Annotated in this window: 13 protein-coding genes, 1 tRNA gene and 1 pseudogene; 6 read left to right on the forward strand and 9 right to left on the reverse strand. The window is 72.2% G+C overall.

Going from position 1 to position 21497, the window contains the following annotated elements; translation table 11 throughout:
- Positions 1–176: 176 nt before the first annotated feature.
- A complete protein-coding gene (locus tag ACFPA8_RS02905; protein WP_386441747.1) occupies positions 177–866 on the forward strand; it encodes a hypothetical protein in 690 nt (229 codons plus the stop codon).
- A gap of 346 nt (positions 867–1212) precedes the next feature.
- Here the strand turns inward: ACFPA8_RS02905 and ACFPA8_RS02910 are convergent, their stop codons facing one another.
- Together ACFPA8_RS02910 and ACFPA8_RS02915 are read right to left on the reverse strand one after the other, a co-directional pair.
- Positions 1213–2580, reverse strand: coding sequence for a protein kinase domain-containing protein (locus tag ACFPA8_RS02910; protein ID WP_386441750.1), 1368 nt, complete (start codon positions 2578–2580; stop codon positions 1213–1215).
- Between the two features lie 101 nt (positions 2581–2681).
- Positions 2682–6098 carry a WD40 repeat domain-containing serine/threonine protein kinase gene (locus ACFPA8_RS02915; protein ID WP_386441753.1) on the reverse strand — a complete coding sequence of 1139 codons (3417 nt, stop codon included), beginning with the start codon at positions 6096–6098 and terminating at the stop codon, positions 2682–2684.
- A gap of 479 nt (positions 6099–6577) precedes the next feature.
- Here ACFPA8_RS02915 and ACFPA8_RS02920 point away from each other — a divergent pair, with 479 nt between their 5' ends.
- On the forward strand, positions 6578–6940 hold the full coding sequence (locus tag ACFPA8_RS02920) for a hypothetical protein (protein ID WP_386441756.1): 363 nt from the start codon (positions 6578–6580) through the stop codon (positions 6938–6940).
- Between the two features lie 238 nt (positions 6941–7178).
- A complete protein-coding gene (locus ACFPA8_RS02925) occupies positions 7179–9107 on the forward strand; it encodes a tetratricopeptide repeat protein (RefSeq protein WP_386441759.1) in 1929 nt (642 codons plus the stop codon).
- Here ACFPA8_RS02925 and ACFPA8_RS02930 read toward each other — a convergent pair.
- Positions 9091–9232 (reverse strand): annotated as a pseudogene (locus ACFPA8_RS02930) (IS3 family transposase); the annotation flags it as partial. The gene ACFPA8_RS02925 and the pseudogene ACFPA8_RS02930 overlap by 17 nt on opposite strands.
- Positions 9233–9387: 155 nt before the next feature.
- Positions 9388–9462 (reverse strand) — tRNA-Val (locus ACFPA8_RS02935).
- 199 nt (positions 9463–9661) lie between these two features.
- Between ACFPA8_RS02935 and ACFPA8_RS02940 the strand changes: the two genes are divergently transcribed.
- Positions 9662–10918, forward strand: coding sequence for a coiled-coil domain-containing protein (locus ACFPA8_RS02940; RefSeq protein ID WP_386442794.1), 1257 nt, complete (start codon positions 9662–9664; stop codon positions 10916–10918).
- An 83-nt stretch (positions 10919–11001) separates the two neighbouring features.
- A complete protein-coding gene (locus ACFPA8_RS02945) occupies positions 11002–11229 on the forward strand; it encodes an FmdB family zinc ribbon protein (protein ID WP_386441762.1) in 228 nt (75 codons plus the stop codon).
- A 144-nt stretch (positions 11230–11373) separates the two neighbouring features.
- On the opposite strand, the gene ACFPA8_RS02950 is transcribed toward ACFPA8_RS02945, so the two are convergent.
- From ACFPA8_RS02950 to ACFPA8_RS02970, 5 genes are all read right to left on the reverse strand, one after another.
- A complete protein-coding gene (locus ACFPA8_RS02950) occupies positions 11374–12231 on the reverse strand; it encodes a pentapeptide repeat-containing protein (protein WP_386441765.1) in 858 nt (285 codons plus the stop codon).
- A gap of 216 nt (positions 12232–12447) precedes the next feature.
- Positions 12448–15102 (reverse strand): SAM-dependent methyltransferase, encoded by a 2655-nt coding sequence (locus tag ACFPA8_RS02955; RefSeq protein ID WP_386441767.1) that lies wholly within the window; start codon positions 15100–15102, stop codon positions 12448–12450.
- 399 nt (positions 15103–15501) lie between these two features.
- Positions 15502–16380: an HAD family hydrolase gene (locus tag ACFPA8_RS02960; RefSeq protein ID WP_386441770.1), complete on the reverse strand. Its 879-nt coding sequence runs from the start codon at positions 16378–16380 to the stop codon at positions 15502–15504.
- The gene (locus ACFPA8_RS02965) at positions 16377–18920 is read right to left on the reverse strand and encodes a phosphoribosyltransferase (protein ID WP_386441772.1); all 2544 of its coding nucleotides are present in this window, start codon (positions 18918–18920) and stop codon (positions 16377–16379) included. The genes ACFPA8_RS02960 and ACFPA8_RS02965 overlap by 4 nt, the downstream gene beginning before the upstream one ends.
- 136 nt (positions 18921–19056) lie before the next feature.
- Complete coding sequence (locus ACFPA8_RS02970) at positions 19057–20283, reverse strand: HpcH/HpaI aldolase/citrate lyase family protein (RefSeq protein ID WP_386441775.1); 1227 nt, start codon at positions 20281–20283, stop codon at positions 19057–19059.
- A 262-nt stretch (positions 20284–20545) separates the two neighbouring features.
- Between ACFPA8_RS02970 and ACFPA8_RS02975 the strand changes: the two genes are divergently transcribed.
- Complete coding sequence (locus tag ACFPA8_RS02975; protein WP_386442796.1) at positions 20546–21496, forward strand: TerD family protein; 951 nt, start codon at positions 20546–20548, stop codon at positions 21494–21496.
- Position 21497: the final 1 nt, after the last annotated feature.

A 21497-nucleotide genomic window follows, 5' to 3' on the forward strand; every position in this document is an offset into this window, starting at 1 on the left:
CATGGACTGTGCGGACGGGCGAGTGGACCGCTGCGCAGTCGGCGCGGCTGCGCAGCGGTCCGCCAACTCCCGTTTCACGAGGGCCTGTTCAGGTGGTCTCTCGGTTCCCGGCATGCCGTGGCCCCGGCCGTCCGGCACTGGCTCAATGTGTCCCGCTTCTCGGAAAGGTTCACTTCATGTTCAAGCACGGACTGCGTCGCCGCTTCGCCCTGCTGGCCTCTGCAACGGCGCTGCTGATGCCGCTCGCGATCGCCCAGGCAGGCGCCGCTTCGCCTGCCGCGGCCGGGACCACGTCAGCCGCGGCACCGATCCCCGGCGCCTACATCTCGCCCTGGGGCAGCGCGGACGTCGAACTCTCCCCGGAGGCCCAGCAGTGGCTCGACCGGGAAGGCATCACCGTGGAGGCCATCAGCCCCTTCAGGATGCACGCCGACGGCAACGGGTTCAGCATGCCCATCGGATCGACGGCCGGCGACGGCCTCGATTCCAGGGGCCGTATCTACTACCCCGGCGGTCTGAGGCTCCACCACACCGAGTCCGGCCAGACGGCGACCCTGAAGCCGACGTGGATCCGCGTCATGCCGCGGCCGGGATACTCCGCGGGCGTAGAGCTGGACGGCCGGACCCTCTCCGAGGAGACACAGATCGCCGACACCGACTACTTCGAGGCGATGAAGGGCGCCCGCCCCAGCCCGACCGGCTTCCGCCTGGAGAAGATCCCCTTCTACTTCACGCATGACGCCGAGAATCTGATCGAAGCGCACAGCGACATCGACGCCCTGGAGGGAGGCGAGCCCCTCGGTACGCTGACGCCGCACTTCGACTACATCCCCGGCACGCCGTCCTTCCCCGGCCTGCCCGGCTGACGCGTGCCACTCGACACCCGTCCCGGCGCAGCGCGGGGCCGAAGCGGCGTACGCAGTCTTCGCCGGCGAGGAGAGGGGAAGAGGCGGCCGTGACGTAGTCACTCACGGGCACCGGCTCCCCGTCCGGCTCCCGACTGCGACAAGCGCTCGAAGGGCCGTCCCCGCAGCTGCGCGGACGGCCCTTCGACTGCTGTTCGGAGCATGTACCGGCTGAGTGGGCACAACCGGGAACGAACCAGTGACATCGCGCTCCTGAGGCGATCCGGGCCGGACCGCGAGCTGAGGGGGAGGCCCGCCCGAGCAGCGCCTCCAGAAGCCGCCCGGCTCCGTGGGCCGCAGTCGGGGCTCACCACCGCTCCCGCTCCAGCGCCCCGCGCAGTTCCGCCGCGCTCGCGCAGCCGATCTCGGGCTGCTCCCGCAGCGCCGCGTCGATGATCTCCGCGAGGCGTCGTGGGACGGCCGGGTCGCGACGGCGGATCGGGATCGCCGGCTCCTGCAGGACGACCTGCCAGGGGTCCTTGGCGCGCGGGAACTCGCGCGGGGTCCTTCCGGTCAGCGTGTGGTAGAGGCAGGCGGCCAATGCCCAGACGTCCACGGCGGGGGTGGCCTTGCGGAAGTCGACGACCTGCTGGCGCGGCATGAACATCGGTTTGCCCGCCGTGGTGCCGGTGCGTGTCAGCCCGCTCAGGCCCGCCTGGTCAAAGGCCTTTCCGATGCCGAAGTCCGCGATCTTCGCCGTCGTCGAGCCGTCGGTCTCCCCGTGCAGCAGGATGTTGGAGGGGCTCAGGTCGCGGTGGACGACGCCCTGTCCGTGCGCGTGTTCCAGGCCCTTGAGCGCCTGCACCGCGAGGGGCACCGCTTCCTCGACCGGGAGGCGCCCGCCGCGTTCGGCGACGAGCCGGTCCAGGCTGCCGCCGGTGCAGAACTCGGTTGTCAGATAGAAGGTTCCGTTCGCGAAGCCCGCGTCGTGCAGCGCGGCGATGTGCGGATGCCTCATCGCCCGGGTGAGCGCCACCTCGCGCAGGAACCGGGCGCGCGCCGTCTCGCTCGCCGCCACCTTCGGCAGCATCACCTTCAGCGCCACCTCGACGCCGGTGGCCTCGTGCCGTGCCAGGTAGACCGCGCCCATGCCGCCACGGCCGAGCTCCCGGATCACCGAGTAGCCGCGGATCGCCTTCAGATCGGCGCGGCCGCCGTGCGCCAGCTCGAGAAGCAGCTTGAGCACGGCGTCGGGCCGGGCCTGACAGGCGGCGCACAGCACCTCGCCGGGGCGGCCGCCCGCCTCGTCGCCCAGCTCGCGCTCGCACTTGGCGCAGCGCGCGAGCCTCAGCGTGGCGACCCGCGGCCGGGTGATGTCGACGCGGAACACAGTGTCACCGAGGCGGATCCGGTCGCCGTCCTGGAGGTCGTGCTCGGGGTAGGAATGCGCGACGGCCTCCTCGGGGGTGAGGCCCCGGCGCCGCTGGCCGATCTTCTCGCCGTTGACGTACGTGCCGTTGAGGCTGCCGAAGTCGCGGATGCGGATGTCCGGCGGGTTGATGTCGAGCAGGCAGTGGTGGCGGGAGACGGTCTTGTGGTCGGCGTCGTCGGGCAGTTGCGGCGAACAGTCGGCGGAGCGGCCGAGTACGCAGGTGGTGCGCTCCTCGAAGACGTACGCGCCGGGCTCCACCCGGCCCTCGACGAGGGTGAGCGTGACGGTGGCCGGGGGCGTCACAGAAGATCGTCTCCTTGTGTGTGTGGGGGCTTCGGAGGACGAGACGGTGAACGTGAGCGTGCCGTCCGCGGCGGTGCCGGACGGTACGCACCCCGCTCACCTCAGTCGGCCACCAACTCCCAGTCGAGGTCCCAGAGCCGGATGCCGTCGTCTCCCGCCGAGACCAAGTTGCGCAGGTCGGGGGTGAGTTCGAGGTGCCGGATGCGTTCTTGGTGCCCTTCGAGCACGTGCAGGCACCGGCCGGTGGCGACCTCCCACATCCGTACGGATCTGTCGTGGCCGGCCGAGAAGGCGAACCGGGCGTCGGGGGTGAACCGCACGGCGGAGACCCAGCCCTCGTGGCCCGTGAACTCGCGTACGGACCGCCCGGCGCCGGCGTCCCACAGCCGGATCGGTTCGTCCTCGGCGCCCGAAGACATGACCTGGTGTGTCGACATGGCCAGGCGGCCGTCGGCGCTCAGGCACGCCGACAGGATCGGTTCCCGGGGGCCGGTCCACTTCCGCAGGCAGGCGCCGGTGTCGAGATCCCGCAGCCGGACCACGCCGTTGCAGTCGCCGACCGCCGCGAGCCGCCCGTCCGCGGACGTGGAGATCACGTTGACCGGACCGTTCCGGGTGATCGTCGCGACGCAGCGGTCGTCGTCCAGGTCCCATCGGCGCAGGACACCGTCGCCGCTGCCGAACCAGGCGTACCTTCCGTCGCCGGTGAACCTGATGGTCCTTCTCATGTCCCGGTCCGGAGCCAGCCGACGGCACTCGCCGTCCGCCAGTCGCCGCCGAGTGATCGCGAGTGGCTCGGTGCCCTCGCACAGGACGTACCGGCCGTCGTCGCTCAACGCCACCTCGCCCACCCTGCCCCGGTGATCGTCGAGGACCCGCGTGCACGCGCCGCTGTCCAGATCCCAGATCCGTACGGTGCCGTCGCTCTGCCCGCTGACGGCGAGCCGGGCACCCGCGGCGACACCGATCGCCGTGATGGCGCCGAAGGAGAGGTGGCCGGCGTCCAGTGGCCGCGACCAGGCGGAGCGCAGCCGTACGTGGCGCGCCGAGCGGCCCAGTTCGTGCCAGGCGGCCAGGACTTCGGGCGCGCGCTCGTACCCCGGTATCTCCCGTGCGCGGGTCAACAGGCCGAGGGCTGAACGGTGTCGGCCGTTCGACATCGCCTGGCGTGCGTCGGCGAGCAGCTCCTCGGCCAGTCCGCCGAGCCGGCTGACCTCCGCGTACTCGCGCGGCTTGATCACGTGCGGCTCGGCGGCGTAGTCGGTGTCGGGCAACCGCCAGCGATGTATGGGCAGTTCGGGATGGCCGCCGACGGAGCAGCCGAACCGGCCGTCGCTGTCCGGGAATCCGACGTGGTGCATTCCGTACGCGTCGGCGGTGAAGGTCCGCAGACACCGGCCGCTGCTCAGCTCCCAGACCTGGACGGTGTGGTCGCCGGTCGTTCCGGACAGCAGCAGCCGCCCGCTGTCGCCGAAGGCCAGGTGGCCGGCCGCGGCGGTCAGCCCCGTCAACGTACGGACCTGCCGGCCGTCCTCCGCGTCCCACAACCGGATCACCCGGTCCTCGCCGGCCACCGCGACCATCCGCCCGTCGGGACTGAAGCACATCGCATGCGTCGCCGAGCCGGCGGCCAGCACCCGGCACCGGCCGTCGGCCACGCTCCACAGCCGCGCCCCGTCCTTCTCGGCGGTGAGCACATGGCGCCCGTCCGCGCTCACCTCGTACTGCGAGCCGTCCAGATAGTTGTCTCTGAACGCTGCCCCGAGCGACCACCGGCGTGTTCCGGTCCGCGGTTCCCAGACCTGGACGCGCCCGTCCGCGCCCTGCCACACGCCGATGCGCCCGTCGGCACTCAACCTGACCGGGCACCCCGTGGCGCGTGCGGCGGAGCGGATGACACGGGTACACCTGCCCGCCCCGAGGTCCCAGAACTGCACCGTGCCGTCGTGGCTCGTGGACAGTGCGTACGAGCCGTCAGGGGTGAGGTCGACGCCGAGCACCTGTGTGCGGTGGCCCTCGACCGCCGACCGCTGTGCGCCGGTCGCCGTGTCCCACAGCCGGAGCACGCCGTCCCAGTGGCCGCTCAGCGCGAGGCGTCCGTCGGGAGTGAACCGGATCGGCAGGTAGCCCATCACCTCGTGCCGGGCGAGCAGTTCCACCGGCGCGAACGGCAGCGCGAACGGCTCCCGAAAGACGCGGGTGCTGGTGCGGCGGGCATCGGCCACCGTTCCGGAGGCCGCCACCCGCAGCGCAGCCCGTACGTCGGTGTCGTCGGGCCGTTCGCGCGCGAGGGCGTCGAGCAGGTCGCGCGCCGCCGCGAGGTCGCCGCGTTCGAGGTGGACCCGGGCCAGAAACAGCTGCACCTGCCAGGACGACGCGCCGGACCCACGCGGGATCGCCTCCAACCGGGCGACGAGTTCCCCGTCGGTGATCGCCCCCGTACGCCACCGGAACAGGCCACCGTTGTACACGGCCCCGACGTGGTGCGGGTCGACCGCGAGCGCCTGGCCGAAGGCCTGCTCGGCGTCGGCGGCCCGGTCCAGGTCGAGGAGCGACAGGCCACGGTTGTTGAGCTCGTCGGCGCGCAGATCGGCGGCCTCCGACGCGGGACGCGGATACGCCGAGCCGGTCACCTGCTCGTAGATCCCGGTCAGTACATCCGCGATGTCCGCCATCGAGGGCGGCCGGTGGGCCGGGTGCTGCCGCAGGCAGCGCCGGAGCAGGTGGGCGAGTTCCGGCGGCGCCGCGACCGGATTCGAGGGGTCGGCCAGGTATTCCTCCAGCGCGAGACCCGCGACCGGACCAGCCGCCCAATGCACACCGCCGGTGAACATCTCCAGGACCGAGACGGCGAAACTGTAGACGTCGCTGCGCCGCCCGACGGGCTCGCCCGCGAGCTGCTCCGGGGACGCGTAACCGACCGTCATGCCGCCGGTCGGCACCAACACGCTGACATCCGGGGCCACTTGGAGGTCAGCTGGGGCCGTGGTGGCCTTGGACCGGGCGAGACCGAAGTCGGTGATCTTCGCGGCGCCCGTGCCGTCGAGCAGAATGTTGGCCGGCTTCACGTCCTGGTGCACCAGATCTCCGGCATGGGCGTGCTCGAGCCCACGGGCCGCTTGGACTGCCGTGTCGAGAACCCGGGCGAGGGCTTGCCGCGCGTCCCCGGCGTGGAGCCGCCCGTCGCCGATCCACTCGGACAGGCTGCCGCCGTCGACGTACTCGGCGAACACGCGGGGGACACCGTCGATCACCCGCACGTAATGGCAGGCGCAGACGTTCGGATGGAGCCCGAGCGACACCCACGCCTCGGCCTCCCTGACGAACAGCTCCTGATCGCCGGGGCTCCGGAACAGCTCGGGCCGCGAACTCTTCACCGCCATGTCGATGCCCCAGGCGAGATGCCGTACCCGGTGCACGACGCCCATCCCGCCCCGGCCGAGCTCGCCGATCACCCGGTACCGGCCGTCGACGGTCTCGCCGGCAACCCAAACGGCCGGCGACGTAGGTGCGTTCACTGCGATTCCCCATCGTGATGGCGCCAGAAGTCGCTGTCCTGGAAGGCTGGACGCAGAAGACCGAAGACAAGACCCCGTTGTCGGAATTGAACGAGCATCAGTATGTGACGCCGTCGATCCTGGTGTCACGGACTCGAGTTCGCCTCACGGGCCGGGACGGAACTGGCCGCTCGCCACGTGCGTCGTGCGTCGGACTCTCCGCACTGTGCTCCGCGACGCCCCCGGTGCAGCGGAGGATGCGTGGACACCGCGCGAACTGCGCGACAGCTTCGTGCCGTTGCTCCCTGTGCCTGCGTGGGACTGCGATGCGACGATCACCTGGACCGGCCGGCGTGGGGACTGACGTCGTGCGGTGCGGACTTGATGCCCGAGTTCGTTGGAACCGTCGACTCGCGGCGGGTAGGTTCCGGCTATCGGTGAAGTCCGGTTGTCCGCAGCGGATGTGACGATCGGTCAGTCACTGGGAGGGGCGGGGGGATATGTCACCGGGTAGGAAGATCGCTGTCGTCGTGGTTGCCGGGGTGCTGGCCATCTCGACACCGTTCTTCTGGCTGCTGGACAGCCCCGGCACCGGCCAGCTGGTCGGCGCCTCGGTCCAGGGCGCCACCGGCATCGCCGCCCTGGTCTGGGCGCTGCTCCAGTCCCCGGCCGCTCCCGCTCCCAAGCCGGCGGATACCGCCGTGTCCACCGGGAGGGCCAGGGCTACTGCTGGAGGCACGGCGGTCACGGGCGTGCGGCGCCCCCGGGGGGCGGGGCGCGGGTCGGCGAGCGCGGAGCGGACCGGGGACGCGACCGCAGACGGCGGCGGCAGCAGCGCCGCTTCCGGCATCGACTACAGCTGAACCGGCAAGGCACTGCCACAGCACGGGAAACGGGGGCATGTCCGGGATGAGGTGGCGCAAGGACCGGCCTGCACCTGCTCAGGGCTCCGATGCCGCCCGGTCCGAACCGGCTGACAGCAGCGCCGTGGAGGAGCCGGTGGTCGATGCCGTGAACACCGGTAACGCTACGGCCGGCACTGGCGCGACGGCGGTGACCGGTTATCACGGGCCGGAACCGGGTCCTGAAGCCCGGGTGCAGGTGGCCGGTACCGGACCCGCCTCCGCGAGCGAGGGCGGCATCGCTGTCAGCGGGTCCCTGGCGGTCGGCAGTCTCAAGATGGTGCAGCCCCCGCGGACCCCGGCCACGTGGCCGCACCAGGTCGGCGTGCTCCCTCCCCGAGCCTCCTCCTTCCAACTACGGGCCACAGTCGAGGAGTTGCGGGCAGCAGTGGCGGAAGAGGGCACGGCACTGATGGGCCGAGTGCTGACCGGGACCGGCGGAGTGGGCAAGACCCAGCTGGCCGCCGACTACGCCCGCACCGCCTGGGAGAACGGCGAGGCGGACGTGCTGGTGTGGATCAGCGCAACCACCCGTGCAGCGGTCGTGGCCGGATACGCGCAAGCCGGCGTGGAGTTGCTGGGCGCTTGCCCGGACGACCCGGAGGCGGCCGCCAGGACGTTCCTGGCCTGGTTGGAGCCCAAGGCCGGCAAGGAGATGTGCCGCTGGCTGGTGTTCCTGGACGACGTCGACGACCCGGCCGCGCTGCGCGGGCTGTGGCCGCCGAACGACCCGCACGGCCGCACCCTGGTCACCACCCGGCGCCGGGATGCCGCACTCACCGGGCAGGGCCGCCGCCGGGTGAACGTAGGGCTGTTCACCCCCGCCGAGGCCTCGGCCTACCTCTCCTCCGTACTGGCCGCACACGGGCACCACGAGCCAACCGGTGAGATCGACGGCCTGGCCGCCGATCTGGGATACCTGCCCCTAGCTCTGTCGCAGGCCGCCGCGTACATCATCGACGCCGCCCTGACCTGCGCCGCGTACCGGCGGATGCTGGCCGACCGGGTCAGGACGCTGGCCGACCTGCTTCCCAAGCCGGGCGCGCTGCCCGACGGACAGACGACCACCGCGGCCGCCGCCTGGTCCCTGTCCGTCGAACGAGCCGATCAAATCCGCCCGGTGGGACTGGCCAGGCCCATGCTCCAACTCACCGCGATGCTCGACCCCAACGGCATCCCCCAGACCGTCCTCACCAGCGAACCCGTCCGCACCCACCTCACTGCCCACCGCGCGGTCGCCCATCGGGAGACGGCCGAGGTGACGACGGAAGACACAGCCCACGCACTACGGGCACTGCACCGCCTCAGCCTGATCGACCACAACCCCGACGCTCCCCACCAGGCCGTCCGCGTCCATCAGCTGATCCAACGTGCCGCCCGCGACACCGTCACCACCGAGCAGCTCGCTTCCCTCGCCCACACTGCTGCCGACGCCCTGATCGCCGCATGGCCCGCCGTCGAACGCGACACCGCCCTCGCCCAGGCCCTGCGCGCCAACACCGACTCCCTCATCCACGCAGCGGAAGACGCCCTGTACCGGCCCAAGGTCCACGCCGTGTTGTTCCGCACCGGCCTGAGCCTCGGCGAGTCGGGGCAAGCCGCCACCGCCCGCGGCTACTTCCACCACCTCACCGCAGAAACCCGACGCCGTCTCGGCCCGGACCACCCCGACACCCTCACCGCCCGGCACAATCTGGCGCACTGGCGGGCGGAAGCAGGTGACGCAGCCGGTGCGGCAGCCGCCTACGAGCAGCTGTTGAGCGACCGACGACGAATCCAGGGCCCGGACCACCCCGACACCCTCACCACCCGAAGCAACCTGGCGCACTGCCGCGGGCAGACAGGTGACGCAGCCGCCGCCGCAACCGCCTACCAGCAACTGCTGGCCGACCGGCTGAGAATCCTGGGACCCGACCACCCCGACACCCTCACCACCCGGCACAATCTGGCCCGGTGGCAGGGAATGGCCGGCGATGCGGCCGACGCCGCAACCACCCTTGAGCAACTGCTGGCCGACCGGCAACGAATCCAGGGCCCGGACCACCCCGACACCCTCACCACCCGGCACGAACTCGCTCATTGGCGAGCGCGAACCCGACGACAGAGATTCACAGGCGGCGACGGTTGAGGGCGTGGACGAACTTCCGTGAGCGGAACCGCGATCCGCGTTCTGCATGGACGATGCAGCCGGCCACCACGTCCCCTCTCCTCGCGACTGCGTTTCTCCAGCGCGTCGACCGCGAGGCGGGCTTCTTCGCCCCCGGGGAAGCCGAGGAAGAGTCCACGTAGCTGGGCCGCACCCGCCGGTGGCTCCCCTATTGGCTCCCCACCTCGCGACAAGCGCGCGAAGGGCCGCCCGCGCGCTGGCGTGGACGGCCCTTCGGCTGCTGCTAAGAGGGTTGCTGCTGTGGTGGGCACAACTGGGATCGAACCAGTGACATCTTGCTTGTAAGGCAAGCGCTCTACCGCTGAGCTATGCGCCCGAGTGGGACGAGGCCACAGACTACCCTGTCCCGGCCCGCGCGGTACAAACGCCGACCGCCCCTCCGGGAGCCCCCGCCGTACCGGCGTACCGGCGGATCGTGAACGATCCGCCTCGTGTGTTCGTTGGCACGGAGTGGGACAATGGCCTGTGATCCACTGGTGCGGCATGGGGATACGGGGAGAGGTTCGGTGGCGGCTATGAACGGCGGCGGCACACGCCGTTGGGGCTGGGGCAGTGGCCGTACCGAACATCAGCGGGCCGGTGCGCAGGAGGCCAAGGACGCAGCCGCAGCCGCCTTCTACGACCTGGACACCGCCCAGCGTGATCTGCGGATCTCCATCGAGACCCTCAGCGCCGTCGACGACTCCCCGGCCGCCCGCAAGGCCGTCGCCGACTTCCAGCAGTTCGGCGCCCGTATCGACCAGGTCAGCCACGAGTACATCACCGCGGTCGACGCCCACGACCTGGACCGCGACGACCTGGATTCCGGTACGGCGGCCCGGGCCCGGGCGGAGCTGGACAAGGCCCGGCAGGACCTGGAGCGGGTGAAAGGCGAGCTGGAGCGGTTCGGGCAGAGTCTGGGTTCGCTGCTGTCACAGGCCGAGACCCAGCTGGCGCGCCTGGCCCCGGCCGTAGAACGAGCCCGGCAGGGGCTGCTGGCGGCGTCGAACGCGCTGGACGCCGTACGCGACTCGGGGCTGAAGGCCGACGACCTGGCCGGACGGCTCGCGGCGCTCTCCCCCGAGTTGACGAAGCTCAACGAGGGCGCCGGCCGGCACGGCGTGCAGGAGACGCTGCACCGGGCCGACCGTGTGGTGCGTGAGGCGGAGGCCGTCCGCGAGGAGGCGCAGCGCCTGCCCGAGCGGGCAGCGGAGATCGACAAGCGGCTCGCCTCGCTGCGTACCCGGACCCAGGCGCTGCATACGCGGGCGGGCCAGGTCGAGCCCGTCCTCAGCGAGCTGCGGCGACGCTTCAGCGCCGCGTGCTGGCAGGACCTGCAGCAGGTGCCGGAGCAGGCGGCGCGGTCGGTGCGCCAGGCGGAGGAGAAGCTGGCGGAGGGCCGCAAGGCCCGGGACGATCAGCGCTGGCCGGACGCCGCGGCGCAGCTCTCGACGGTGCGGGCGCTGCTCAACACCGCGGACGAGGGGATCAAGGCCGCAGCGGACAGGCTGCAGCGGCTCAACGAGGTCTCCTTCGACAAGACGAAGGAAGTGGAGCGGACGAGGTTCGCGATCCGCGATGCGCAGCGGCTTGCGATGGCCGGCCGCAGTACGCCCGACCCGAGGCACGCCGGGCCGCTGGACGACGCCGTGACGCGGGTGGACCGCGCCGTCGCGTCGCTGTCCGGACGCCATCCGGACTACTGGCATCTGCTGACCGAGCTGGACGCGGTCAAGGAGACGGTGCAGCACGTCGTCGAGCAGATCCGGGAGGACCGGGCTGCCGGACGGTGAGCCCGTCTGCCGTCCGGTGACCCACCGTGGACGGTGGTGACGCGCCCCCGGCAGCGGTTCCCGCCGCCGGATACCATTCCGCCATGCCTCGTTACGAGTACCGCTGCCGCCAGTGCGACACGCAGTTCGAACTGACCCGTCCCATGGCGGAATCCGGCGCCCCCGCGAGCTGCCCGGACGGACACGAGGACACCGTGAAGCTGCTGTCGACCGTCGCAGTCGGCGGCGGCTCGTCGTCCGCTCCCGCAGCGGCCGCTGCTCCGGCGGGGGGCGGCGGAGGCGGGTGCTGCGGCGGCGGATGCTGCGGCTGACCCCGGCTCACCAGCTCCCTGGCCCCTGCCCACTGCCCACTGCTCCCTGAGGACGGCCGCCGAGGTCACCGGAGGACATCCGCCGAAGCCGGTGGACGCGACGCGACGGCGCCCCCAGGGTGCCGACGGAGACTCCGGCGACGCTTACGCGCCTCCTGCGTGCGCCCAGTGCGCGGGCCTGCCGAGTCCCGCCGGAATCCTGGTGGAGCTGTCACCCCGCGCCGAGTCGAGCTGCGGCTGTGTGAGGAAGAGGCTCCCGGCGAGGTCCGCGCCGCTCAGGTCGGCATCGCGGAGGTCGGCACCGATGAGGTCCGCGTCCCTGAGGTCCGCGCCGGTAAGGCGGGCTGCGATGAGGCGTGCTCCCCGCAGTGACGCGCCCCGCAGCTTCGCGTTCGCGAGTACCGCGCCGGTCAGGTCGGCGCCCCGGTGGTTCTTCTTCCGGCCCGGAACGCGCGACCTCACCGTCTCGCTGGCCCTGAGCAGCAGGTCGCCGACCGCTTCGCGGTGGGCCGGGACGTCCACGCCCAGTACCTCCTCGGCGCTGCCGCGCGTGAGGCGCTCGGTGCTCTCGTAGGCCGTACGGAGCTCCCGCCGCAGTGGACGGCCGACGGGGAGTCCCGAGGCTTCGGCGAGGTGGCGGAGCAGTTCGTGGAGCTGGAGCATGACGGCGAACACCTCGAACATCTGCCGTGCGACGCCGGGCGTCTCGCGCCAGTTCCGTCCGCCGAAGGTGACTTGTGAGACCTTCTGGCCCGCGCCGAAGCAGTCGAAGACCGTGCAGCCGGGGAAGCCTCGTTCGCGCAGCTGTGCGTGGATGCCGCAGCCGAAGTCCTGCCGGAGGTTGCTGCACGGCTGACCGGCGTCCTTGTCGACGGCGAAATCCGCCGAGGCCGAGAAGGGCAGAGCGACGCAGCACAGCCCGGCGCAGTTCGCGCAGTCCGCCCGGAGTTCGGGACGGCCGGGGTGTACGTCGCCGGACGGGACAGGGCTGTCCTGGGTCACGTCGGGTGGTCTCCTGCTGCGGGGTCGGCGCCGCCTTGTGCCGGGTGACACGGGCGCGGTATTCGTCCGTCATTCTCGCACCGGCCGCCGGAGGACCGGCCCGCGTCCGGCAAGCAGGCGGACAGGCGGACAGGCGGGCAGGCGGGCAGGCGGGCAGGCGGGCAGGCACAGCATCCGTCACGGACACACCCGGCACCCGCGCAGCACAGACCCCGCCTACCCGCGGATCCTGGCCACCGCCCCGTAGGAGCCCACCCGCGGATCGTCGTCCGCGAGGTCCTGCTCGGTACGGTCCGAGCCCCACCGGTGTACGAGCACGATCCCTGGCTCCACCAGCTCCAGCCCGTCGAGCAGCGCGGCCGTCTCCTCGTACGTCCGCAGCCGGAGCGGTACGCCGGACTGTCTGCGGTACTGCTCGCGCACTGCCTCCATGTCGTCCGGGCAGTGGTCGGCGGTGAGCTGGGTGAGCGTGAGGAAGCTGCCGGGGGCCAGCACGGCGGTGAAGCGGTGGATCATCTCGTGCGCCAGCTCGTCGTCCGTGATGCAGGGAAGCAGCGCGACGACGGAGAGCGCGAGAGGCTGCTCCAGATCGAGGTTGCCGCGGACCTCGGGGGACGTGACGATCTTGTCCGGTTCGGTCGCGTCCGCCAGGAGGAAAGCGGTACGGCCCTGGGGGCTGCTGGCGAGGAGCGCCTGGGCGTGGGCGTGGACGACGGGGTCGTTGTCGACGTAGACGACCCGCGCGGACGGTTCCTCGGACTGGACGACCTGGTGCAGGCTCGGTTCGGTGGGGATGCCCGCGCCCAGGTCGAGGAACTGCCGCACGCCCGCCCGGCCTGCGAGGTACCGCGCCGCGCGGAGCATGAAGCCACGGTTCTCGCGGGCCATCATGGCCACCGCGGGCGCCGCTTCCACGGCCTCCTGTGCGGCTGTCCTGTCGGCGGCGAAGTTGGTACGGCCGCCCAGGAAGTAGTCGTACACGCGTGCCGGGTGCAGCCGGTCGGTACGGGGTTCGCTCTCGGCCGCGGTCTCGGCGGCGGTCACGCCCTGCCGGCCGCTGCCCGCGTCTCCCCGCGTCAGGCTGGTGGGCCGGACGCGTCCGGTGACGTACAGCGCCCAGAGGAGGTCGTGCACTGCCGACGGCCTCTCCTTGGTCAGGGGCAGGTGCGTCAGCGTTCCGGCCTCCCGCAGCCATCCCACGAGCGATTCGCCGGTGATTCCCAGTTCGCGGGCAGTCTCCTGGTCGTCGAGTTCGTGGTGCACCCACGTCGTGACGGCGGACAGCAGCCGTGGGGAGAGCCCGGCGAGCACGCCGCCGCCCCACATGGCCGCGCCCTCCTGGGCGAGGACGGCGCGGACGCCCCCCGCCGGGGGCACCGTTCCCGGTACGGGCGGCGGAAGGTTCGCCAGCCGCAGCGCGAGGTCGAGGGTCGCGCGGTCCCCGAGCCGCGTGCGGTCCAGTCCGATCCGGTACGTCAGTTCGTCGAGCCTCGCCGCGACGGTCTCCCGGTGCAGGCCCAGCAGCCGGCCGGCGCCCGCCGTTCCCATCGTGATCGCTGCCTGGCACACCTCGAGCAGCCGACGCCGCTCGACCGCGGCCAGGTTCTCGTCGAGCGGCGCGAGCAGCTGCCGGGCCCAGGCGCGCGCCGAGGCGTCCAGCAGCTCGGCGAGCGGCGGGCGCCCGTCGTGCACCGCCACGCCGCCCGCTGTGCGCCGGGCCGCCTCCACGCTCACCGCCGCAGCCTCGTACAGGCGTGCGGCGTGCTCGAGGGGCCCGCTGCCGCTCACTCCCACGGCCCGTGCCGGCTGCGCCTCCGCGACGGGTTCCAGAACGGTCTGGACGGGAGCCTGCGCGCCGTCCCAGATGACGATGATCTGCTCCTCGTCGACGGGGCACAGCACAGTCAGCGACCGGCCCCACTGAAGCGCCTCCTCCACTTCTGCCGCGACCTCTCCGCGGTCCTCGCCGGGCGCGATCTCCACCACGGCGAGCTGCACGACGCCGGCTGCCGTCAGCCCCGGCGCGAGAGGTTCCACGGCCCGCCCGGCGGACGTCACGTCCCCCACCATCAGGTACTGGAATCCGGACGTCCGGGCGGCCAGCACCGCGGCACGCAGCCGGTGCTCGCGCTCGGTGACCTCCTGTTCGCGCAGCAGCCCGGCGACCATCACCGCCGTCTCCGCCAGGCCCACCCTCCCCCGGCCGCTCCATGGCCTGGTGTGGGAGACGATCAGCAGCCGGTGCGGCGGGCCGACGCCCACCGGCCACACCTCGACGTAGCGGCCCTGCGCGGTGCCCCGCACCGGTCCCCGCTCACGGCCGTGGACGAGTTCCCGCAGCAGTCCCGCCTGTTTCATCACCTCTTCGGGCCACGTCTGCTCACGGTGACCGTCGACCACCATCACCCTGGCGCCCGTCTCCCGCTCCACCCACTCGAGGACGGAGTCCGGCCCGCCGCCCTCCGCCATCGCCTCCGCCGCCAGGTGCACGTACTCCTCGACCTGCCGGATCTGGTTGTGCAGTGCCGCGACGTGCACACCCGACAGGGCTTCCGCGACGCGCACGGGTGTGCCGGGGAACGTCGGCTTCAGCACCGGTACGAGGCCGCATTCGTGCGTGTCCGGGTCCTCGCCGTCGCCGCAGAGGACCACCCCCGCGGCGTCCTCGGCCCGCAGCCGCACCCAGGCCAGGCTGTGGCCGCCGGGGACCACCATCAGGGCCCGCGCCGTGCGCTCCCCGATGGGCGGTCCGTCCGGACCGCAGCGCATGACCTTGTCGACCACGCGGCTGGGGTTCTCGGGCGCATCGTCACGGCAGGTCCACCGCAGCAGCGGCCGCTCACCCGCAGTCAGATGGCCCAACGTCAGCATGGCTCCAGCGTCCTGCTGACCACTCGTGACCGCACGTCGAGTGTCGCTGTCCGGACATCCTTACGCCCTGCCCCGTCCGCGCCCGCCCCGGTGAAACGGGCAGCTGAGGCCCGATGAGGGCCGCGCACAGATGCGCCGAGCGGAACATCGCGCTCATCCGGGCCGCTGACGTGTCCGGCCCTGAACGCATGCGAGCGCCTTCGCCACGCCGGACCGGCCACTGACGACAGAAGGACGTCCTGTGGCCACCCCTCCCGCCCGGCCCGCTGTTCTCACCGTCGGCGAACTTCCCCCGGGCTCGGCCATGCGGACGTCATCGACGTGCGCACCCCGGGCGAATACGGCTCCGGGCACATCCCCGCCGCCTCACTCGACGGGGGAACGAACACCCGGTCCGACTCACTGCGGGGTCGCTGGTCGTGCTGAGCTCCGCGCGGCAGGGGCGGGCCTAACCGGCCGCGTCCCCTGGGCCACGGGTTCCGTGACCGCCAGCATCTCGCGCAGGATCCGCTCCCCCGCAGCCACGCCCCGCTCCGGCAGAGCCGTGACGTGCGCCGCCGCCCAGCCGCTGTCGGCCAGCTCACCGTGTCCGGGCATCCAGCCGTGACCGGCACCCAGCAGCAGGTCGGCGTCCAGCAGCGAGTCGCCGGCCGCGTAGGTGCGCGCCGCTCCCGTGCGCCGTGCGACCTCGGCGACGGCCGCGCTCTTCGTCAGCGGCCCCGGCACCGCGTAGATCTTCCGCCCCTGCAGCGAGACCGTCCACCCGCACACCCCCGCCCACTCCGCCAGCTCCTTCACCCACGCCTCGGGCAGACGTGCCCGGTCGACGACGAGATAGGCGAACAGCTCGTCGGCCACGCGCTGTTTGAGCACCCACTCCCCGTCGCCCGCCGCACGCCGCAGGTGCTCGCAGACCTGCTGAAGGGGCGCGCAGCTCTCCAGCTCGCGGCGCACCCGGGCGTGCCAGTCCGGGTCGGACTCGCCGTCGAAGAGGATGTGCCCGCCGTTGGCACACACCGCGTACCGTGCCGGGCCGCCGGGGAGGCTGATCCGCCTGTACTGTTCGCGCGTCCTTGTCGTGGTGGGTACGAAGACGCACTGTCCGTGCAGACGCTCCAGCAGTCGTGCGGCGGTCTCCGTCATGTACGACAGCGGCTTCTGCTGGTACGTCTCCACGCACAGCAGACGCGGCGCTTCGGCGTCCGGCATGGTCAGCCCGAGCGCGGCAGCGGAGTAGATCAGCGTCCGGTCGAGGTCGCTGGCGATGAGGACGCTCACTTCGCGGCCCGCCCGTCCGGGCCCGTGGCGCCACGTGTGTAGCGGGGGTGGATCAACCCCACGCAGCTGTACGGCAGTTCCCCGACCTCCTCCACCGGTACGCCGCGCTGCTCCGCCAGCAGCCGTACGTGGTCCAGGTCGGAGCCCGCGCCGCGCCTCGCCAGCACCTTCCACGGCACCCGCCGCAGCAGTACGCGAGTGGTCTCCCCGACGCCCGGCTTGACGAGGTTGACGTCGCCGATGCCGTACTCCTCGCTGATCCTTTCCACAGCCCGCCACCCCGCCCACGTGGGCGCGCGGTCCGATGCGAGCAGCGCGGCGGCATCGCCGGCGACGGCGGTGCGTACCTCGCCGAAGCGGGCCTCGACCGTGTCCAGGAAGAGGCGGGAGACGTCCGCGTCCACAAGCTCCCGGTAGTACTTCCCGCCGTGGTAGTCCTGCGGACCGACCAGGTCGCCCCGCAGGACGGTCCGCGAAATCAAGCCGGAGACCGTGGAGTTGAGGCAGGCGGACGGTACGAGGAAGTCCTCCCGCGTGCCGTACGTGCGTACGCAGCCGCCCGGGTCGGCCAGCACCGCGAGTTCGGGATCGAAGCCGTCGAACGGTGCGAGTGCGTCGGCGAGTTCGCGGGTGATGGCACCCTTGCCCGTCCAACCGTCGACGAACACGACGTCGGCCGGGTCATGACGGGCGGCGATCCAGCGGAGGGCGTTGGCGTCGATGCCGCGGCCCCGCACGATGGAGACGGCGTAGTGCGGCAGGTCGAGTCCGTGGACGTGCCGCGCCCAGCGCCGCATCAGTATGCCGACGGGTGTCCCGGCACGGGCGAGGGAGACCAGCACGGGACGGCGGGGCGCGACCCGCCCTTCGCCCTCGTCGCCGCCTGAGGGACGGGAGCCCGCCGCAGCCCGCTCCGCCAGTACCGTTTCGGTGACCGTGCCGACCGCCCGGGCGACGCGGGCGGCGGAGGCCTCCAGCGCACTGTGGAAGAGCTGTTCGTACTCGGCGCTCGGCTGGTACTCCACCGGCAGCGACTCGGCGTAGTGGGCACCCCCGCTCTGGATCGCCTCCTCGCGCTCCTCTGTCGGCGCTTCCAGCTGCGTGTGCGACATGTCCTGGAGCAGCCATCCGACCTCCTCCGGCGCGTAGGAGGAGAAGTCCGGTCCACGCAGCGGCTGTTGCAGCGGAACGTAGGAGGGCACCACGGCGAGCAGCACCTGGTCCGTGTGCTCTGCGAGCCTGCTCAGCAGCCCGCCGGGGGCGTGCAGGGCGGGGGTGTCCGACGTCGAGTCCGTGACGAGGACCACGGCGTCGAAGCGGCGCCGCGGGTCCGCGCCCGGAGCGACGTTGTAGGCGTAGCGCGTGCCCTGGGCCGTCTCCCCCGCGGGCTGCTGCTCCGCCGCCACCGCGTCGTGCGCGGGGAAGGCGATGCTCGTGCGGACCGCGTACGCCGGGTCGTCCAGCGCCAGCACCGGCGAGCGGGTCGTGGTGGAGAAGCGCACTTCTGCCGCCTCTCCGAGCCGCTGCTCCAGGGCGACGGCCAGCCGCAGCGGTGCGTACATCAACTCCTCGCAGCCGAGCAGGAGTACGCGCGGCGGCGTCGAGCCGCCGGATACGGCGCCGGTGCGGGGCACGACGCCCGCGCGGTCCAGAGCGTCGGCGAGGCGGCCCGCCATACCGGGCAGCGCGTCGTTCAGCCGTGCGCGGTGCGTCGCTGTGAAACCGTGCCGGCCGCCGTCCGGAAGCCCCTGGGGCCAGCCGAGTTCGACGCGCGTCGCCTCCGGCTCACCCCCGGCATCGTCCGAAGAGGACTGCCACGCGGGGGACTTCGCCGCCGCCTCCGCTTCGGCCACGAGGCGCTGCCCGCGCTCCAGCACATCGCCGGGCAGCGAGACGCGGCCGCTGGCGAGGGCCACCACGTCGACGCCGGCGCCGAGTTCGGCCGCGAACTTCTCCAGCGCCGCCGCGTCGTCGGACGAGCGCATGTCGGTGAGCGCCACCACCACGTACTGCCCCCGCGGGTGACGACGGTGCAGCGCCGCGATCGTGTTGCGCACGGTGCGGCCCGTCGAGAACTCGTCGTCGACGAGGACCAGCGGCCCGTCGCCCTCCAGCAGCGCCGGGTCCTCGGGGAGCAGCAGATGGGACGTCGCGTGGCTGTGCTCCTCCTCGAAACCGCCCGCTGCGGCGACTCCCGCCACGCGACGCCGTGTCGAGTGCAGACAGCTCACCCCGCCGATGCCGTCCGCGACGCTGTGCCCGAGCCCCGTGGCCGTCTCGGCGTATCCGAGCACCACCGCCGCGTCGGCCCGGCTGTCGCCCAGCAACTCCCTTACGCGGCGGCCCAGTCGGAGACCGACGCCGTACACCGTCCCGGGCCTCTCCGGTATGTGCTTGCCGAGGACCCGCGAGACGAGGAGATGGGCCCGCTTCGGGTTGCGGCGGAGGGCCAGGCCCATCAGCTCCCGCAGACCGTCACCGCTCAGCCGCACGTCCAGCCGTTCGGCGACCCATTCGCCGGACCACACCACGTCGCTCATTCCGCCGCCTGTCCCTCTTCCGTACCTCGCCGCTGCACTCCGCCCACTGCCCTCGCCGTCGTGGTCGTCGCCTCCCGTTGCCGTGTCCGCTGCGCCTGCCTCATCCGGTGCGCCGGTCCCCGGTGCGTCTGCCGCGTCACGCCGGGGCCGCCGTCGCGACGTCCGCCGCGTCCCCGGCCCGTGCCCCCGCCGCCAGCACGTCGACGAATCCCACGCCTTCCCGCGCCACGCCGAAGAGTTCGGCGCGCAGCAGCGTCCGCTCGGCCCACGCCCGGTGCGGCTTCACCTCGTTCATCTTGTTCGTGTACGCCGAGCGCACCACCCCGCCGCCGCTCCGTTCCGGCCTGAGGATGTCCGTGGCGTCGCTGTACTCCTCCAGGCTCACCACCGAGAGCGCGTGGACGGGCGCGACGTGCGAGGGGTGGATGCAGGTCTTGCCCAACAGCCCGTTCGCCCTGTCCAGTTCGATCTCGCGCAGCAGTCCGTCGATGTCGTGGTCGATGAGCGCGGTACGGAGTTCCTCCGCGCGGCCGGTGAAGATGCTCTGCCGCAGCTGAGGCTTGAAGATCCGTTCCTGCAACCGGAAGTACTCCCACACCGGCCCCGTGACGGTGTAGCCCGTACCGTCCGCCCGCCCCAGCCTGTTCACCACGTCACCGATGACGGACGCGACGAGCTGCACGTCGTAGGCCGTCATCTCCGGTGTACGCCGCAGACCGTAGGCCGAGCAGAAGTCGGTGACGCCGAGCCGCAGGGCCAGCACCCGCTCCCGGTACTTGTCGACGGCACGGGCGATCCCGGACAGCGTCGCCGCACGCGTCTCCAGATGGAGAAGCTCGGGCGACTCCAGCACAGGCATCGCGAACAGCCGGCGTCCCGCCGCCGCTTCGGCCTCGGTGAGCGCTTCGAGGAAGGGAATACCGCGCTCCTCGGTGAACTTCGGCAGCACGAAGCCGGAGAGGAGCTGAGCGGCGGGGCCCAGACGCGCGACGAGATCCGCTATCTGGCCGGGCTCGCGCACCCGCACGAACAGCAGCGGGATCTCGTCGCCCCCGGTCTCCCCGTCCGGCGGCGTCCCTCCCCGTCCGGCGAGAGTCTCCAGCTGCCGTACGAGGTTGTCCTCGCCGGCGGCGACATCGCTGTCGCCTATGGAGTCCTCCAGGCACAGCACCATCGACACCACTCCGAGCCGGGCCTGTTTGACCACGTCGGCAGCGAGACTGGGACGGGTGGCGGGACAGTAGAGCGTCGCGCCGAGCGCGGCCGCGAGCGTACTGCCCGGGGCTTCCGCGGTGAACTCCACCGGTTCGTACTGGAAGAGCCGGTGCCGCACTTCCTGTGGAAGATGGCCGAAATGCCGCATGCTTGCCCCCGTTTCCCCGACGCGCGGTATCCGGCACAACCGGCGCGACCGTTGCGAATGGTGCCTCCTTCTGGGCCCGGCGGCCCGGGCCGAGTCCCAGGCCCCCACGAAGACAACGGCCCCGCGGCGAGAACCAGCCGCTCATCGTACGTACGGCAGGGGGCAGATAGTTCCACTGAAGGGTGAAAATCACGTTACCGACAGGTACACGGCCCTGCGCTCGCGTTGTACCCGAGCCGGAACGGAAGGCAGGATGACCTCCATGACGCACGCCATGGTGAAGGGCTCGAACGTTCAGCTGGAGACTGCCGCGGTGCGCGCCGCCCTGTGCTGGACGACCGGACCGGGAGTGCCGGACGTCGACGCATCCGCCCTGCTGCTCGACGACAGCGGCAAGGTGACCTGCGACGAGGACTTCGTCTTCTACAACCAGCCGCAGCACCCGTCCGGCGTCGTACGCCATCTGCCCAAGTCCCAGGAGTCCGGCGGCCTCCGCGACACGATCGAGGCGGACCTTCCCGCTCTCGCCCCCGAGGTCGACCGCGTACTGATCGCCGCATCGGCGGACGGCGGGACCTTCGCGGACGTCCGGCAACTGCGGCTGGTGCTCTTCCCCGCTGCGGGGTCCGCGGACGGCGAGCCGCTGCTGCGTTTCGACATCGAACCGGAGACAGGCGCGGAGACGGCGCTGATCTGCGGCGAGATCTACCGCCGCGGTGAGGGATGGAAGTTCCGCGCCCTCGGCCAGGGTTACGACACCGGGCTCGTCGCTCTGACGACGGAGTACGGCGTCACCGTCGAGGACGCCGACCCGGCCGGGCCGGAGAGCGGTACGGGCCGGCCGGCCGGAACCGCTTCGCCGGAGGGCACCGCCCCCGCCCCGCCGGCCACACAGCCGGTCCCGCGGCCCGCGCCGGACGACGCGACCGTACCCGCCGTCATGATGCCGCAGCCGTCCGGAGAGCCGGAGCCCGACTTCCCGCTGGTCGCGCCCGCACCCGCTGCTGCGCCGCAGCCTGCCGCCGCACCGATGGCGGCGGCGGGACCCGGCCCCGCGGCCCCGCCGCACTCCGGCTACGGACATCCCCAGCCGCCGCAGCAACCGCCCGCGACCCAGCCCGCCTACGGCTACCCTCAGCCCGCCTACGGCTATCCGCAGCCGGACCCCAACTTCACGCTGCCGCCCCAGGGACCCCAGTTCCAGAACCGCTGAC

This window comes from Streptomyces ovatisporus, assembly GCF_042653885.1.
Lineage (GTDB): Bacteria > Actinomycetota > Actinomycetes > Streptomycetales > Streptomycetaceae > Streptomyces > Streptomyces ovatisporus.